16 protein-coding genes and 1 tRNA gene are annotated in these 14,083 nt (G+C 51.8%); 12 read left to right on the top strand and 5 right to left on the bottom strand.

Features of this window, described 5'->3' with window-relative positions; translation table 11 throughout:
• Positions 1-28 precede the first annotated feature (28 nt).
• Both sfsB and ispB read right to left on the bottom strand, forming a co-directional pair.
• A complete protein-coding gene (gene sfsB, locus MUU46_RS07315; protein WP_159760241.1) occupies positions 29-298 on the bottom strand; it encodes a DNA-binding transcriptional regulator SfsB in 270 nt (89 codons plus the stop codon).
• Positions 299-474: 176 nt separating this feature from the next.
• Complete coding sequence (ispB, locus tag MUU46_RS07310; protein ID WP_159760239.1) at positions 475-1,446, bottom strand: octaprenyl diphosphate synthase; 972 nt, start codon at positions 1,444-1,446, stop codon at positions 475-477.
• A gap of 257 nt (positions 1,447-1,703) precedes the next feature.
• Here ispB and rplU point away from each other — a divergent pair, with 257 nt between their 5' ends.
• The 4 genes from rplU to cgtA all read left to right on the top strand — a co-directional run bounded on the left by rplU (position 1,704) and on the right by cgtA (position 4,543).
• Positions 1,704-2,015, top strand: coding sequence for a 50S ribosomal protein L21 (gene rplU, locus MUU46_RS07305; RefSeq protein WP_034459723.1), 312 nt, complete (start codon positions 1,704-1,706; stop codon positions 2,013-2,015).
• Positions 2,016-2,034: 19 nt separating this feature from the next.
• Positions 2,035-2,292 carry a 50S ribosomal protein L27 gene (gene rpmA / locus MUU46_RS07300; RefSeq protein WP_110510570.1) on the top strand — a complete coding sequence of 86 codons (258 nt, stop codon included), beginning with the start codon at positions 2,035-2,037 and terminating at the stop codon, positions 2,290-2,292.
• A gap of 94 nt (positions 2,293-2,386) precedes the next feature.
• Entirely contained in the window at positions 2,387-3,352 is a 966-nt protein-coding gene (locus tag MUU46_RS07295; protein ID WP_159760237.1) for a DMT family transporter, read from the top strand.
• A gap of 15 nt (positions 3,353-3,367) precedes the next feature.
• Positions 3,368-4,543, top strand: coding sequence for an Obg family GTPase CgtA (cgtA, locus tag MUU46_RS07290; RefSeq protein ID WP_258965209.1), 1,176 nt, complete (start codon positions 3,368-3,370; stop codon positions 4,541-4,543).
• Between the two features lie 48 nt (positions 4,544-4,591).
• Here the strand turns inward: cgtA and dacB are convergent, their stop codons facing one another.
• Complete coding sequence (gene dacB / locus MUU46_RS07285; protein ID WP_258965208.1) at positions 4,592-6,025, bottom strand: serine-type D-Ala-D-Ala carboxypeptidase; 1,434 nt, start codon at positions 6,023-6,025, stop codon at positions 4,592-4,594.
• Between the two features lie 248 nt (positions 6,026-6,273).
• Here dacB and greA point away from each other — a divergent pair, with 248 nt between their 5' ends.
• Positions 6,274-6,750, top strand: coding sequence for a transcription elongation factor GreA (gene greA / locus MUU46_RS07280; protein WP_159760231.1), 477 nt, complete (start codon positions 6,274-6,276; stop codon positions 6,748-6,750).
• A gap of 140 nt (positions 6,751-6,890) precedes the next feature.
• On the opposite strand, the gene yhbY is transcribed toward greA, so the two are convergent.
• Positions 6,891-7,184, bottom strand: coding sequence for a ribosome assembly RNA-binding protein YhbY (gene yhbY / locus MUU46_RS07275; protein ID WP_258965207.1), 294 nt, complete (start codon positions 7,182-7,184; stop codon positions 6,891-6,893).
• Between the two features lie 125 nt (positions 7,185-7,309).
• On the opposite strand from yhbY, the gene rlmE reads away from it, so the two are divergent.
• From rlmE to MUU46_RS07240, 7 genes are all read left to right on the top strand, one after another.
• Positions 7,310-7,939: a 23S rRNA (uridine(2552)-2'-O)-methyltransferase RlmE gene (gene rlmE, locus MUU46_RS07270; RefSeq protein WP_110510564.1), complete on the top strand. Its 630-nt coding sequence runs from the start codon at positions 7,310-7,312 to the stop codon at positions 7,937-7,939.
• A gap of 114 nt (positions 7,940-8,053) precedes the next feature.
• Positions 8,054-9,991 carry an ATP-dependent zinc metalloprotease FtsH gene (ftsH, locus tag MUU46_RS07265; protein WP_159760229.1) on the top strand — a complete coding sequence of 646 codons (1,938 nt, stop codon included), beginning with the start codon at positions 8,054-8,056 and terminating at the stop codon, positions 9,989-9,991.
• A 99-nt stretch (positions 9,992-10,090) separates the two neighbouring features.
• Complete coding sequence (folP, locus tag MUU46_RS07260; RefSeq protein ID WP_258965206.1) at positions 10,091-10,939, top strand: dihydropteroate synthase; 849 nt, start codon at positions 10,091-10,093, stop codon at positions 10,937-10,939.
• Positions 10,932-12,269, top strand: coding sequence for a phosphoglucosamine mutase (glmM, locus tag MUU46_RS07255; protein ID WP_159760225.1), 1,338 nt, complete (start codon positions 10,932-10,934; stop codon positions 12,267-12,269). Before folP ends, glmM begins: the two co-directional genes overlap by 8 nt.
• Before the next feature lie 224 nt (positions 12,270-12,493).
• On the top strand, positions 12,494-12,823 hold the full coding sequence (secG, locus tag MUU46_RS07250; RefSeq protein WP_159760223.1) for a preprotein translocase subunit SecG: 330 nt from the start codon (positions 12,494-12,496) through the stop codon (positions 12,821-12,823).
• Positions 12,824-12,833: 10 nt separating this feature from the next.
• Positions 12,834-12,920 (top strand) — tRNA-Leu (locus MUU46_RS07245).
• A gap of 154 nt (positions 12,921-13,074) precedes the next feature.
• Entirely contained in the window at positions 13,075-13,473 is a 399-nt protein-coding gene (locus MUU46_RS07240) for a KPN_03583 family lipoprotein (protein ID WP_159760221.1), read from the top strand.
• 51 nt (positions 13,474-13,524) lie between these two features.
• Here MUU46_RS07240 and MUU46_RS07235 read toward each other — a convergent pair whose 3' ends face one another.
• On the bottom strand, positions 13,525-14,076 hold the full coding sequence (locus MUU46_RS07235) for a YfaZ family outer membrane protein (RefSeq protein ID WP_258965205.1): 552 nt from the start codon (positions 14,074-14,076) through the stop codon (positions 13,525-13,527).
• Positions 14,077-14,083 lie beyond the last annotated feature (7 nt).

Below are 14,083 nucleotides of genomic sequence, written 5' to 3'. Positions count from 1 at the left end.
CAGCAAGACTCGGGGGTGCATATCGGTTTTACTTCTTCTTCGTCTGTCTTATCTGCTGCGTTCTGTCGATAAATTCATGCGTGATTCTATCGTGGTAGCGCGATGGCCATATAATCCATGGCTCGGTGCCTAACACTGCCGCAATGATTGCCTCCCCCTTTGGCCAGGGTCGGGTGAGGGCATTTGCCAGCGTCGACGAGCTAAGCCCATTTTTACGCGACTCTGCTGCCAGTGATGTTCCTTGTTTGCGCAATCCGGCAATGATATCTGCAGGATGCCAGTCGATAAATTTATCCATACTTTCTCCCTGTTGATAAACAAACCACCTTCGCCTGGTGGCGGGCGTACTATAACGCTGAAAGCGATGAAGTTCTAAAAAGTTCAAGTAAGAGGAAGCGATATTCGGATTAAATCAAGGTGGTGGGGCAGGAGAGGATTTTATTGGAACGTTCCCGCGCAGTGCGCGGGACGTGATCAGTGGTCGCGTTGAACAGCAATATGGGCGAGTGCGATGAGTGCTTCGCGCCATGGGGTATCAGGCAGGCATTGCAGAGACTGGATTGCTTTATCCGCTTCTTCTTCGGCGCGCTGACGCGTCCATTCCAGCGATCCACTGGCGGCCATCGCTTCGAGAACAGGCTCCAGTAAATGCCGACCGTTGCCATCCTCAATTGCCTGGCGAATCATCGCCGCTTGTTCCGGCGTACCGTTGCGCATGGCGTGCAGCAGAGGCAGTGTCGGCTTGCCTTCGTTCAGGTCATCGCCCACGTTTTTACCGAGCGTTTCACCGTCGGCGCTGTAGTCGAGGAGATCGTCAATCAACTGGAACGCGGTACCCAGGTAGCGTCCATAATCCTGAAGACCTTTTTCCTGCTCATCAGAACAGCCAGCCAGCAGGCCAGAGCACTGTGATGCCGCTTCGAACAGGCGCGCAGTTTTGCTGTAAATCACGCGCATATAGTTTTCTTCGGTGATGTTCGGGTCGTTGACGTTCATCAGCTGCAGGACTTCACCTTCCGCAATGACGTTCACCGCCGAAGACATCACTTCAAGGATTTTGAGCGACCCCAAACTGGTCATCATCTGGAATGCGCGAGTATAGATAAAGTCGCCTACCAGAACGCTGGCTGCGTTGCCAAATGCAGCGTTGGCCGTGGCTTTGCCTCGGCGCATGTCGGATTCATCCACCACGTCGTCGTGCAGCAACGTCGCTGTGTGAATAAACTCAATTAGCGCTGCGATGGTAACGTGAGCGTTCCCCTGATAGCCGACAGCGCGTGCTGCCAGTACCGCGATCATTGGACGAATGCGTTTTCCGCCTCCGCTGATGATGTAATACCCTAACTGATTGATCAGTTGGACGTCAGAGTCGAGCTGTTCAAGGATTGCCGCATTGACACCCGCCATATCTTGCGCGGTTAACTCATTGATTTTTTCTAAATTCATCGCAAAAGCCGGGCTTTATGTCCTATTTACCGCTTATCCATAAGGGATAACGAGGAGTCTGGGTTACAATTGTAGTCCTGATTGTACTGAAAAAACGACGCAGATAAACGTCACCGTGTGCGTTGTGTTTTTTTTCTGCATTGATTGATGATCCTACTTGTCAAAGGCTCACGTTTTGCGTAATATTCGCGCCCTATTGTGAATATTTATAGCGCACTCTGAATCACACGAAGATGTGCGCGGAAGCGGAGTTTTATATGTACGCGGTTTTCCAAAGTGGTGGTAAACAACACCGAGTAAGCGAAGGTCAGACCATTCGCCTGGAAAAGCTGGACATCGCAACCGGCGAAGCTGTTGAGTTCGCTGAAGTGCTGATGATCGCAAACGGTGAAGAAATCAAAATCGGCGTTCCTTTCGTTGATGGCGGTGTAATCAAAGCTGAAGTTGTTGCACACGGTCGTGGCGAGAAAATTAAGATTGTTAAGTTTCGTCGTCGTAAGCACTACCGTAAGCAGCAAGGCCATCGTCAGTGGTTCACTGATGTGAAAATTACTGGCATCAGCGCCTAAGACCTGAGGAGTAGATTAAATGGCACATAAAAAGGCTGGCGGCTCAACTCGAAATGGTCGCGATTCAGAAGCTAAACGTCTGGGCGTAAAACGCTTTGGCGGCGAAGCAGTTCTGGCAGGTAGCATCATCGTTCGTCAACGTGGTACTAAATTCCACGCTGGCAACAACGTTGGTTGTGGCCGTGACCACACTCTGTTTGCTAAAGCAGACGGTAAAGTGAAATTCGAAGTTAAAGGCCCGAACAACCGTAAATACATCAGCATCGTTGCTGAGTAAGTTTTTCGGTCCGGTAACGGATGAAAGCCCCGCAACGTGTTGCGGGGCTTTTTACATTAGAAGTCCGGTAAATTTCGTACAGGGATAAACGGGCATGAAACAGCAGGCGGGCATTGGTATTCTTTTGGCGCTCACCACCGCAATATGTTGGGGTGCGTTGCCAATTGCAATGAAGCAGGTGCTGGAGGTGATGGAGCCTCCGACTATCGTGTTCTACCGCTTTCTGATGGCCAGTATCGGCCTCGGCTCGATTCTCGCCATAAAAGGCAAGCTGCCACCGCTGCAGCTTTTCCGTAAGCCACGCTGGCTGGTGCTGCTCGCCATTGCCACCGGTGGGTTGTTCGGAAACTTTATTCTGTTCAGTTCGTCCCTGCAGTATTTAAGTCCTACCGCTTCACAGGTGATAGGACAGCTGTCGCCCGTAGGCATGATGGTTGCCAGCGTCGTTATCCTCAAAGAGAAGATGCGCGGGACACAGGTGGTTGGTGCGATAATGCTGCTCTGCGGTCTGGTGATGTTCTTTAACACCAGTCTGGTGGAAATATTTACGCGCATGACGGATTACACCTGGGGCGTCATCTTTGGCGTCGGGGCAGCAACGGTCTGGGTGAGTTATGGCGTCGCACAAAAGGTGTTATTGCGACGACTGGCCTCACAGCAGATCCTGTTTTTGCTGTACACTTTATGTACGATAGCATTGCTGCCGCTAGCGAGGCCGGGAGTGATTTCCCAGCTGAGCGACTGGCAGCTTGCCTGCCTGATTTTCTGTGGGCTAAACACCCTGGTGGGTTACGGTGCGCTGGCAGAAGCCATGGCGCGCTGGCAGGCGGCACAGGTGAGCGCGTTAATCACGTTGACTCCCCTGTTCACGCTGTTATTTTCAGATTTATTATCAATAGCCTGGCCCGATTTCTTCGCCAGACCGATGCTAAACCTTATAGGTTATCTCGGTGCGTTTGTCGTGGTTGCGGGCGCGATGTATTCCGCCATTGGTCATCGTCTATGGGGACGGTGGCGTAAGCGTGAAGCGGTTGTAGCGCTACCCCGCTCAGGCGAATGATTTACGGAGAGTAAAATGAAGTTTGTTGATGAAGCAACGATCCTGGTTGTGGCAGGGGATGGCGGCAACGGTTGCGTCAGCTTCCGCCGTGAAAAATATATTCCACGTGGTGGCCCAGACGGCGGCGACGGTGGAGACGGTGGTGATGTCTGGCTGGAAGCGGATGAGAACCTTAACACCCTGATCGACTATCGCTTTGAGAAAGCTTTCCGCGCCGAGCGTGGGCAGAATGGCCAGAGCCGTGACTGTACCGGTAAACGTGGTAAAGACGTCACTGTCAAAGTGCCGGTCGGTACGCGTGTTATCGATCAGGGCACAGGCGAAACAATGGGCGACATGACCACTCACGGTCAGCGTCTGATGGTCGGTAAAGGCGGCTGGCACGGCTTGGGTAATACCCGCTTTAAATCTTCCGTTAACCGTTCCCCACGTCAGAAGACAATGGGTACGCCGGGCGACAAACGCGACCTACAGCTGGAGCTGATGCTGCTGGCTGATGTCGGGATGCTGGGTATGCCGAATGCCGGTAAATCAACCTTCATCCGTGCTGTTTCTGCGGCGAAGCCGAAAGTGGCTGACTATCCGTTTACCACACTGGTACCAAGCCTCGGCGTGGTGCGTATGGATAACGAAAAAAGCTTCGTTGTTGCCGATATTCCGGGCCTGATTGAAGGTGCTGCGGAAGGTGCAGGTTTAGGGATTCGCTTCCTTAAACACCTTGAGCGCTGCCGCGTTCTGCTGCATCTCATCGACCTCGAACCGATTGATGGTTCTGACCCGGTCGAAAACGCGCGCATCATCGTGGGAGAGCTGGAAAAATACAGTGAGAAGCTGGCTGAAAAACCACGCTGGTTAGTATTCAACAAAATCGACCTGATGGATAAAGACGCTGCGGAAGAGAAAGCCAAAACGATCGCTGAAGCGCTGGGTTGGGAAGATAAGTTCTACCTGATTTCTGCTGCCAGCCAGCAGGGCGTGAAAGATCTTTGCTGGGACGTGATGACCTTCATCATTGAAAACCCGGTGGCGAAAGCCGAAGAAGAGAAGCAGCCTGAGAAAGTCGAGTTCATGTGGGATGATTATCATCGCCAGCAGCTCGAAGAGACAGAAGTCGAAGACGAAGACGATGAAGACTGGGACGACTGGGATGAAGACGATGAAGAAGGCGTAGAATTCATCTACAAGAAATAAGTCGCTACCCCGCCCGCTAAAGGCTCCCATTGGGAGCCTTTGTCGTTTTTAGTTGTTGTGATAAATGTCTTTGTAGAGTCGGCTTTCGAAGCGAACCAGCGGTATTCGACGGTTACGCTGATCGGCGGGTTCTACTGCATAACCCGACAGATACTGCACAAAGGCCATGCGTTGGCCGCTGGCGGTGGTAATGAAGCCTGCGAGGTTATACACGCCCTGCAATGAGCCCGTCTTCGCAGAGACTTTTCCGTCTACGCCGGCCTGATGCAGGCCCGCACGATACTGCAGAGAGCCGTCATAGCCCGCTAACGGTAGCATAGAGATGAAATTGAGTTCGGTATCGTGCTGCGCGATGTATTGCAGTACCTGCATCATAGTGGCTGGCGCAATCAGGTTATGACGCGACAGGCCGGATCCATCGGCAATAATGGTGTTACCTAAATCGATGCCCGCCTGCTGACGCAGGATCTGACGCACGGCATCAGAACCTGCACGCCACGTGCCCGGCACGCCGAAACGTGCATGGCCAATAGAACGGAAAACGGTGTCAGCAATCATGTTGTCGGATTTTTTCAGCATGATTTTCAGTAAATCGTGTAATGGGGCAGACTGTTTGCTGGCAATGACAGTACCCGGCTCATTGGTCAGCGTCTGGCGTAGCAACGTACCGGTATAGGTAATACCCGCCTGCTTAAGTTCGTTTTTGATAATCGCCCCTGCGTAGCTGGCGCCGTCCTGAATGGCAAAGGCCAGTGGTAGCGGATCCGCACGCTGCGGTAGACAGCCGGTAAGCGTAAAGCGGTTCAGGTCGCCCGGAACGACGTCCAGTTCACAATACTGCACTTCGCCTGAGCCACGCGGTAAGGTGCGTACCTGGCTGAACATGGTGACCGGATAGTAGGACGCGACACGAATGAATGCTAAATCGCCAGGCTTTTGCGCGCTATAAAGCGAAACCGAGAAGCAGTTGCGGTCGATAATGGCCGCAGCGGGTGGGGCGCTAAAACATTGCGTCAGATCGTTCCACGGCCAACCTGGCGCTTTGTCGTGGCTGGCGAAAATGGAGGTGTCGATTAACACATTGCCATCAATTTTCTGCACGCCTGATTTTTTCAGAACGGCGACCATATTACGAATATCCTGACGTTTTAGCGTCGGATCGCCGCCAAATCGAGCAACAAGGTCACCCTTCAAAATTCCGTTATCAACGCTACCCTTACTTTCCAGGGTAGTGTTAAAGCGAAAATCGGGGCCTAACTGTAGCAACGCTGCCAGGGCGGTGATCACTTTCTGGGTACTTGCCGGCAACGCCATCTGCTGGCTGTGATAGTCTATGTCAGGAGCCTTAGCACCGATTTTCTGAACCATAAGGGCCAGATTGGCACCTGCCGGGAGCTGGGTGACATACTCGTCCACGTTCGCGGCCTGGACGCTAAAGGCTAAACTGGTGGTCAATCCGATGATAAGTCTGGAAAATCGCATAATCTCGCGCTAACAACCTGGAATCAAAACGCCATACTACGGCGCAACGCCCTGTAAAGTAAACGATGACCCATAGTGAACTTCAGGGTAAAATACGCATCAAACTGAAAATTTGCCGCTGGCCTGGACGTTTTATTCCGGGTCAGTTTTCTTTTTGCTTAACTTCTGGCTCCCTGATGGGCTGCGGAAGGAAGTGCAGGGCTGCAGCGCTTGCTGTGCCCGAAAGAATGATGAAAGAGGTATAACTCATGCAAGCTATTCCGATGACCTTACGTGGTGCCGAAAAACTGCGCGAAGAACTGGAGTACCTGAAATCCGTTCGTCGCCCTGAAATCATTGCGGCGATTGCCGATGCTCGCGAGCATGGCGATCTGAAAGAGAACGCGGAATACCACGCCGCTCGTGAGCAGCAGGGCTTCTGTGAAGGTCGCATCAAAGATATTGAAGCGAAACTCTCGAACGCTCAGGTTATCGATATCAGCAAGATGCCGAAAACCGGCCGCGTCATTTTCGGTGCGACTGTGCAGGTGTTGAATCTGGATAGCGACGAAGAGACGAGCTGGCGGATTGTCGGTGATGACGAAGCTGATTTTAAGCAGAACCTCATCTCCGTAAACTCCCCAATCGCCCGTGGCCTGATTGGCAAAGAGCCAGACGATGTGGTGACAATCCAAACGCCTGGCGGCGAAGTGGAATACGAAATTATTAAAGTGGATTACCTGTAATCCCCTTAGTTGACACAATGTAAAGATAAGAAAAAGGCCGCATAGCGGCCTTTTATCAACGTTAAGAGCGTGGCATTTTGCTCACCTGCCCGCGGAAACCCCTCGTTTTACACATCAAATGTGTTCAATTAAGGTTACTCTTAACGTGGCAGCGAGATTTTACGCTCTGCTGTTGGGCGATACAGAACCAGCATTTTACCGATGACCTGTACATTACAGGCGCCGGTTTCGCGAACGATCGCTTCCACGATAAGGACTTTAGTCTCGCGATCTTCCGAGGCGATTTTTACCTTGATGAGTTCGTGGTGGCTCAATGCTTGTTCGATCTCGGCCAGTACCCCTTCGGTCAAACCATTATTGCCAAGCATAACTACCGGCTTGAGCGGATGTGCCAGACCTTTCAGGTGCTGTTTTTGTTTAGTACTCAGATTCATCGTATATTTTTGCTTACGTTGGGATTGAAAACGGTTCATTCTACCGCCATCTCTCAACTATCGCCAAATCGGCCGTTAAAATTTATGCAGCCGACTATGATGGTCTGCCCCGATGGGAATGTTAAATGACAGGTAAAAAGCGTTCTGCCAGCTCCAGTCGCTGGCTCCAGGAACACTTTAGCGATAAATATGTTCTTCAGGCACAGAAAAAGGGGTTACGTTCCCGTGCCTGGTTTAAACTTGATGAAATACAGCAAAGTGACAAACTTTTTAAGCCGGGAATGACAGTTGTCGATCTCGGTGCCGCGCCCGGCGGATGGTCACAGTATGCAGTGACACAGATCGGGGGTAGTGGCCGCATCATCGCTTGCGATCTTTTACCAATGGATCCAATCGTTGGTGTGGACTTCCTTCAAGGCGATTTTCGTGATGAATTAGTCATGAAAGCATTACTTGAACGTGTGGGTGACAGTAAAGTCCAGGTTGTCATGTCCGATATGGCTCCAAACATGTGCGGAACACCAGCGGTGGATATTCCCCGTGCCATGTATCTGGTAGAACTGGCGCTTGAGATGTGTCGTGATGTATTGGCACCAGGCGGTAGTTTTTTAGTGAAGGTGTTTCAGGGCGAAGGTTTCGAGGAGTACCTTAAGGAAATTCGCTCCCTGTTTACGAAAGTTAAAGTTCGTAAGCCGGACTCTTCGCGTGCACGTTCGCGTGAAGTGTACATTGTAGCGACCGGGCGAAAACCATAACCCGACCGTTTTAAACCTTTGCCGCTTCGGTGGCGGTTTGAATTGTGTCGGATGTATAGTAACCTGACGCTGTTATTAACACAGTTGTAATAAGAGGTTAATCCCTTGAGTGACATGGCGAAAAACCTAATACTCTGGCTGGTCATCGCAGTCGTGCTGATGTCAGTATTCCAGAGCTTTGGGCCCAGCGAGTCAAATGGCCGTAAGGTGGATTACTCTACCTTCCTGCAAGAGGTCAATCAGGACCAGGTTCGCGAAGCGCGTATCAACGGACGTGAGATCAACGTTACCAAGAAAGATAGTAACCGTTACACGACTTACCTTCCGGTTAACGATCCTAAACTGCTTGATAACCTGCTGACCAAGAACGTGAAAGTAGTGGGCGAACCGCCTGAAGAACCAAGCCTGCTGGCTTCAATCTTCATTTCCTGGTTCCCAATGCTTCTGTTGATTGGTGTCTGGATCTTCTTCATGCGACAGATGCAGGGCGGCGGTGGTAAAGGCGCCATGTCGTTTGGTAAAAGCAAAGCGCGCATGCTAACCGAAGATCAGATCAAGACCACTTTTGCTGACGTTGCAGGCTGTGACGAAGCTAAAGAGGAAGTGGCCGAGCTGGTTGAATACCTGCGTGAGCCAAGCCGTTTCCAGAAACTGGGCGGTAAAATTCCTAAAGGCGTTCTGATGGTGGGCCCGCCGGGTACCGGTAAAACTTTGCTGGCGAAAGCAATCGCCGGTGAAGCGAAAGTGCCTTTCTTCACAATTTCAGGTTCTGACTTCGTAGAAATGTTCGTGGGTGTCGGTGCATCTCGTGTGCGTGACATGTTCGAGCAGGCGAAAAAGGCAGCACCTTGCATCATCTTCATCGACGAAATCGACGCCGTAGGTCGCCAGCGTGGCGCAGGTCTGGGCGGTGGTCATGATGAACGTGAGCAAACGCTGAACCAGATGCTGGTTGAGATGGATGGCTTTGAAGGTAATGAAGGCATCATCGTTATCGCGGCAACTAACCGTCCAGACGTACTTGATCCAGCGCTGCTGCGTCCAGGCCGTTTCGACCGCCAGGTTGTTGTTGGTCTGCCTGACGTACGTGGTCGTGAGCAGATCCTTAAAGTGCATATGCGTCGCGTACCGCTGGCACCAGATATCGACGCGGCAATCATCGCGCGTGGTACACCTGGCTTCTCCGGTGCAGACCTTGCTAACCTCGTCAACGAAGCTGCTCTGTTTGCCGCTCGCGGTAACAAGCGCGTCGTATCGATGGTTGAGTTCGAGAAAGCGAAAGACAAGATCATGATGGGTGCGGAACGTCGCTCCATGGTGATGACTGAAGCGCAGAAAGAGTCGACGGCATACCACGAAGCCGGTCACGCTATTATCGGTCGCCTGGTACCGGAACACGATCCGGTCCATAAAGTGACGATTATTCCGCGTGGTCGTGCATTGGGCGTGACCTTCTTCCTGCCTGAAGGTGACGCAATCAGCGCCAGCCGTCAGAAGCTGGAGAGCCAAATCTCCACGCTGTATGGTGGTCGTCTGGCTGAAGAAATTATTTACGGTGCAGAACATGTGTCGACCGGTGCGTCCAACGATATTAAAGTTGCGACTTCCATCGCCCGTAACATGGTGACCCAATGGGGCTTCTCTGAAAAACTCGGTCCGCTGCTGTACGCGGAAGAAGAGGGTGAAGTGTTCCTGGGCCGCTCAGTGGCGAAAGCGAAACACATGTCCGATGAAACGGCTCGTATCATCGATCAGGAAGTGAAGCTGCTGATTGAGCGTAACTATGCTCGTGCTCGCCAGCTGCTGAATGAGAACATGGACATTTTGCACACCATGAAAGACGCGTTGATGAAGTATGAAACCATCGATGCGCCGCAGATTGATGACCTAATGTCACGCCGTGATGTTCGCCCACCTGCGGGTTGGGAAGACAGTAATGGTGGCAGCAACAATTCTGACAATAATGGCACCCCGCGTGCTCCGCGTCCGGTCGATGAACCGCGTACGCCGAACCCGGGTAACACCATGTCAGAGCAGCTGGACGACAAATAAGTTATCCGTTGTTGATGATGCTGCTTTAACTGAAAACCCTGGAGCGACTGCTCCGGGGTTTTTTTATTTTGCTAACACTCACAATACCAGGGATTCTTCATGAAACTCTTCGCCCAGGGCACCACACTCGACCTCGCTTATCCGCATGTGATGGGCATCCTGAACGTCACCCCAGACTCATTTTCTGATGGCGGGACGCATACCACCTTGGTCGAGGCGGTAAAACACGCCAACCTGATGATTAACGCCGGTGCGACGATTATCGATGTGGGCGGCGAATCAACACGCCCAGGTGCGGCAGAGGTGAGTGTCGACGAAGAGTTATCGCGGGTAATCCCAGTGATAGAAGCAATTGCTCAGCGTTTTGAGGTGTGGATTTCGGTTGATACCTCGAAGCCGGAAGTCATTCGGGAATCGGCCCGCGTCGGGGCGCATATCATCAATGATATTCGCTCGCTGACTGAGCCCGGTGCGCTCGAGGCTGCCGCCGAAGTGGGTTTGCCCGTCTGCTTGATGCACATGCAGGGTGAGCCTAAAACCATGCAGGAAGCGCCGAAGTATGACGACGTGTTTGCGGACGTGAATCGCTTCTTTATTGAGCATATCGCGCGCTGTGAAGTTGCTGGTATCACAAAAGACAAATTGTTGCTCGACCCGGGATTCGGTTTCGGTAAAAATCTCACCCACAATTACGCGCTGCTTGCTCGCTTATCAGAGCTTCATCATTATGGCCTGCCGCTGTTGGTGGGAATGTCTCGAAAAGTGATGATTGGCCAATTGCTGAATGTCGGACCGTCAGAGCGCCTGAGCGGCAGCCTGGCCTGTGCAGTGATTGCCGCGATGCAGGGGGCGCAAATTATTCGCGTTCACGATGTGAAAGAGACAGTTGAAGCGATGCGGGTGGTAGAAGCCACTCTGTCTGCAAGGGAAAAAAAATACTATGAGTAACCGTAAATATTTTGGTACCGACGGCATTCGCGGTCGTGTGGGCGATTCTCCGATCACCCCAGATTTCGTTCTGAAACTCGGTTTTGCTGCTGGTAAAGTGCTGGCTCGTCACGGTTCGCGTAAAGTCATCATTGGCAAAGATACCCGTATTTCAGGCTACATGCTGGAATCAGCGCTCGAAGCGGGTCTTGCCGCAGCGGGCCTTTCTGCGTCCTTTACCGGTCCAATGCCGACCCCTGCGGTGGCGTATCTGACCCGCACGTTCCGGGCTGAAGCAGGGATCGTTATTTCTGCGTCCCATAATCCGTACTACGACAATGGCATCAAATTTTTCACCATAGAAGGTACCAAGCTGCCGGATTCCGTAGAAGAAGCGATTGAAGCGGAACTGGAAAAAGAACTCACCTGTGTTGATTCCGCAGAGCTGGGTAAAGCCAGCCGAATCGTTGATGCTGCAGGACGTTACATTGAATTTTGTAAGGCAACCTTCCCGAATGAGTTGCGCCTTAACGAGCTGAAAATTGTTGTCGATTGTGCCAACGGTGCAACCTACCACATCGCACCGAACGTATTCCGTGAGCTCGGCGCACAGGTGATCACCATCGGCTGCGAACCGAACGGTTTGAACATCAATGAAGAAGTCGGCGCAACGGATGTCCGTGCGCTGCAGGCCCGCGTGCTGGCAGAAAAAGCCCATTTGGGTATCGCGTTTGACGGCGACGGTGACCGCGTGATTATGGTTGACCATGAAGGTAATAAAGTCGATGGCGATCAGATCCTCTACATCATCGCCCGCGAAGGGCTGCGTCAGGGCCAGCTGCGCGGTGGTGCGGTTGGGACGCTGATGAGCAATATGGGTCTGGAAGTGGCACTTAAACAGCTAGGCATTCCGTTTACCCGCGCGAAAGTGGGCGACCGCTATGTGCTGGAAAAAATGCAGGAAAAAGGCTGGCGCATCGGGGCGGAAAACTCTGGCCACGTTATCCTGCTGGACAAAACCACCACCGGAGACGGTATCGTAGCCGCGTTGCAGGTTGTGGCGGCGATTGCGCGGAATCATCTGACTCTGCAAGATTTGTGCAGTGGCATGAAGATGTTCCCGCAGGTACTGGTCAACGTCCGCTACATCGATGGCGGCGTAAACCCACTGGAGCATGACAGCGTGAAAAGCGTAACGGCAGACGTGGAAGCCGCGTTGGGCAGCCGTGGTCGTGTCCTGTTGCGTAAATCGGGCACTGAACCGTTGATTCGCGTCATGGTTGAAGGTGAAGACGAGGCGCAGGTGAATGCATTTGCCAATCGCATTGCCGATGCAGTTAAAGCTGTTTAATTCGCGTTAACTGTCTAAAAAGGCGGCTGTTGTCGCCTTTTTGTTGAACTGTAGATCGGTTTTTGCTGTTTTTTTCTGCACTTGATACAATGCATCAAAATTGCCCTTGCGAAGCCGATTCGCTTTGGTTAGTATTCACACCCGCTTCAGTGGGAAACATTAAAACGTCCCGCTTTTGGTTGAAGCAATTGGTATGCGGTAGTACCGCAAGGAACAGGTTGATTATGTACGAAGCTCTTCTGGTCATTTTCCTTATTGTTGCGATTGGCCTTGTTGGTCTGATCATGCTGCAGCAGGGTAAAGGCGCTGATATGGGAGCCTCCTTCGGAGCAGGCGCATCCGCTACACTGTTTGGCTCAAGTGGTTCTGGTAATTTCATGACCCGCATGACCGGAGTTCTGGCGACGCTGTTCTTCATCATCAGTCTGGTACTGGGTAACCTCAATACCAATAAGACCAACAAAGGAAGCGAGTGGGATAACCTGACTGCACCTAAATCGGAGCAGACTCAGCCAGCAGCACCGGCACAGCCGAGCAGCGATATCCCGCACTAAGTATTTCAGTACCGAGGTGGTGGAATTGGTAGACACGCTACCTTGAGGTGGTAGTGCCCTAACGGGCTTGTGGGTTCGAGTCCCATCCTCGGTACCAATATTCCAGAAAAGAGACGTCGAAAGACGTCTTTTTTTTTGTCTTTTTAAATTCCATAGTTTTTTTATAAACAAATCTCTCCTGTTGGGTTCTTCCAATAATAGCTAAAGTCGGCTTCGTCTATTTTTACATCAAATGCAGGAACGAAGACGTCGTGAATATATCCAGAATCGTGACCCTGACGGGAATATTAATGCTGACCGCGTGCAGCAATTCGTCCTCTTTAACGTCTGTGAAAGAAATACAGGACATGCCGGTGCCTGTCGTCCATGCACAAAATAGTACGCTAGCGGATAACGCTACGTTGATGGATTGTTATAAAGACAACGCAACACGTCTCAGTGAGCTGCAATATTCGTTGAAAACAAATATGGGTGATGATGTCAGTCCATCCGAAATTTTGGATACTCACAGTGATGCTCACCGAGTATTTGCGGCGTTATCTAAATTGGAGCAAATTTCCGCGATGAATGAAACCTATCGTAAAGAAGGGAATGTCGTGGGATTGAAAGCAATCAATGAGATGTTAAAACCGCTGAGCGCTACTGCCTGAGAAAGGCGAACGAAATGGAGATTGCCGGTCGTCGGCAATCTCTGAAATCATTTAGAAGCTGAAGTTAACACCGGCATAGGCGCCGTCAGCTAATTTGTTGTCACGGTGTCCGTTCTTACCCGCCATATCGATATAGCGATATCCGCCCTCTATACTCACCGATTTAATGACGCGCACACGCACGCCCGCGTTCGCTTCGGCATAGTCATCCACGCCGCTGGAGAGTGAATCTGGAGAGTAGTAGTAGTCGCCAAACACGGTGATGAAGTCACCCAGAGGAACCTGTGCACCGCCGCCAACTGCGACCGCATAACCTTCGTCACCGTCCTTCGGGTTCAGGTACAGTGCTTTACCGCCTACGGTAAACAACACAGGGCCTAACGGCAGGTTGAAACCCATACCCAGGCCGGCAGCATCCCCATCGTCATCGCTGTGGGCCCAGTTGCCATTGAAGGTCAGGCCAGGATCGGTCGCACCGAAACTGGCGGACAGATTAGTAAATTCAGCTCCGGCTTCACCGTGGAGATTGATAGATGCATTGGCAGCTGCAGTGGTGCCGAGTGCGGCAACCAGCAACGCCGCTTTTAGCTTAAACATACGCATGGGTGAT

The organism is Scandinavium tedordense (genome assembly GCF_024764965.1).
Taxonomy (GTDB): domain Bacteria; phylum Pseudomonadota; class Gammaproteobacteria; order Enterobacterales; family Enterobacteriaceae; genus Scandinavium; species Scandinavium tedordense.
The sequence above is the reverse complement of the archived record's forward strand: the minus strand, read 5'-3'. Positions and strand labels throughout refer to the sequence as shown.

Bases quoted from the DNA above. Each gene is read 5' to 3' on its own strand.
- sfsB (WP_159760241.1), bottom strand. From the start codon at position 298: ATGGATAAATTTATCGACTGGCATCCTGCAGATATCATTGCCGGATTG.
- ispB (WP_159760239.1), bottom strand. From the start codon at position 1,446: ATGAATTTAGAAAAAATCAATGAGTTAACCGCGCAAGATATGGCGGGT.
- rplU (WP_034459723.1), top strand. From the start codon at position 1,704: ATGTACGCGGTTTTCCAAAGTGGTGGTAAACAACACCGAGTAAGCGAA.
- rpmA (WP_110510570.1), top strand. From the start codon at position 2,035: ATGGCACATAAAAAGGCTGGCGGCTCAACTCGAAATGGTCGCGATTCA.
- MUU46_RS07295 (WP_159760237.1), top strand. From the start codon at position 2,387: ATGAAACAGCAGGCGGGCATTGGTATTCTTTTGGCGCTCACCACCGCA.
- cgtA (WP_258965209.1), top strand. From the start codon at position 3,368: ATGAAGTTTGTTGATGAAGCAACGATCCTGGTTGTGGCAGGGGATGGC.
- dacB (WP_258965208.1), bottom strand. From the start codon at position 6,025: ATGCGATTTTCCAGACTTATCATCGGATTGACCACCAGTTTAGCCTTT.
- greA (WP_159760231.1), top strand. From the start codon at position 6,274: ATGCAAGCTATTCCGATGACCTTACGTGGTGCCGAAAAACTGCGCGAA.
- yhbY (WP_258965207.1), bottom strand. From the start codon at position 7,184: ATGAATCTGAGTACTAAACAAAAACAGCACCTGAAAGGTCTGGCACAT.
- rlmE (WP_110510564.1), top strand. From the start codon at position 7,310: ATGACAGGTAAAAAGCGTTCTGCCAGCTCCAGTCGCTGGCTCCAGGAA.
- ftsH (WP_159760229.1), top strand. From the start codon at position 8,054: ATGGCGAAAAACCTAATACTCTGGCTGGTCATCGCAGTCGTGCTGATG.
- folP (WP_258965206.1), top strand. From the start codon at position 10,091: ATGAAACTCTTCGCCCAGGGCACCACACTCGACCTCGCTTATCCGCAT.
- glmM (WP_159760225.1), top strand. From the start codon at position 10,932: ATGAGTAACCGTAAATATTTTGGTACCGACGGCATTCGCGGTCGTGTG.
- secG (WP_159760223.1), top strand. From the start codon at position 12,494: ATGTACGAAGCTCTTCTGGTCATTTTCCTTATTGTTGCGATTGGCCTT.
- MUU46_RS07235 (WP_258965205.1), bottom strand. From the start codon at position 14,076: ATGCGTATGTTTAAGCTAAAAGCGGCGTTGCTGGTTGCCGCACTCGGC.